Raw genomic sequence first — 790 nt, 5'->3', positions numbered from 1 at the left:
GAATGTTAGTGCTTTCATTAATATTAAAATGCTTGATCTCAAGAATTGCGGCTGTCTCTCTGTCTTAGAAGCGCTTTTATGAATATATTCTAAGCTATTGGCTTGCAAGAACTCTAATGAAAAATGGAATGTATCGTCATATTTTGAATGTTCATTGATCCTTTTTAATTGGAATAAGAAAGTTGTAAGATTTTCTCATTTCAAATGCTCTTATTGCGCGATCAATTTGCGCATCAATGGAAGTTCCTTTTTTCATGTCTTAAGTGGGCGGAAAACAATAGAGAAAAGAATAAAAATGCTTCTGTCTTTTCAAGGGATAAAGGCTATCGTAGAAGCTAGATAGGGCTGTTTGTAGGGGGCAGCGGTATGGCTGTTGTAGGGGCAGAGCGGTATGGCTGTTTGTAGGGGGCAGTGGGTATGGCTGTTTGTAGGGGCAGAGCGGTATGGCTGTTGTAGGGGCAGAGCGGTATGGCTGTTGTAGGGGCAGTGGGGGGTATGGCTGTTTGTAGGGGCAGAGCGGTATGGCTGTTTGTAGGGGGCAGTGGTATGGTTGTTGTCGGGAGCCTTAGGGTAATGGGGGTGATGCGCGTTGGTTTGGAAGTGTTGAGAGATTTCTTTAAAACAAGCACGTGAATTGGCAAAAATATTGGCAACATGAATATGCAATACGAGTATTTTCTGGGGTGTTCTGTTTGACGATAATGGATGCAATTGTGCTTTGAGAGATTATGCGTGTCCTTATAAAGTTAGGGACAAACAGTTGCATAAAAGGGAAGAGCAAATGAAGGGG

1 protein-coding gene is annotated in these 790 nt (G+C 42.5%); it reads left to right on the top strand.

The features are described 5' to 3' along the window. Positions 1-468 precede the first annotated feature (468 nt). Positions 469-633 (top strand): hypothetical protein, encoded by a 165-nt coding sequence (locus ACFIL8_RS11530; RefSeq protein ID WP_375638453.1) that lies wholly within the window; start codon positions 469-471, stop codon positions 631-633. Positions 634-790: the final 157 nt, after the last annotated feature.

This window comes from Bartonella sp. AP57NXGY (assembly GCF_042195805.1).
GTDB lineage: Bacteria > Pseudomonadota > Alphaproteobacteria > Rhizobiales > Rhizobiaceae > Bartonella.
This window is presented reverse-complemented; position numbering and strand designations above follow the sequence as displayed.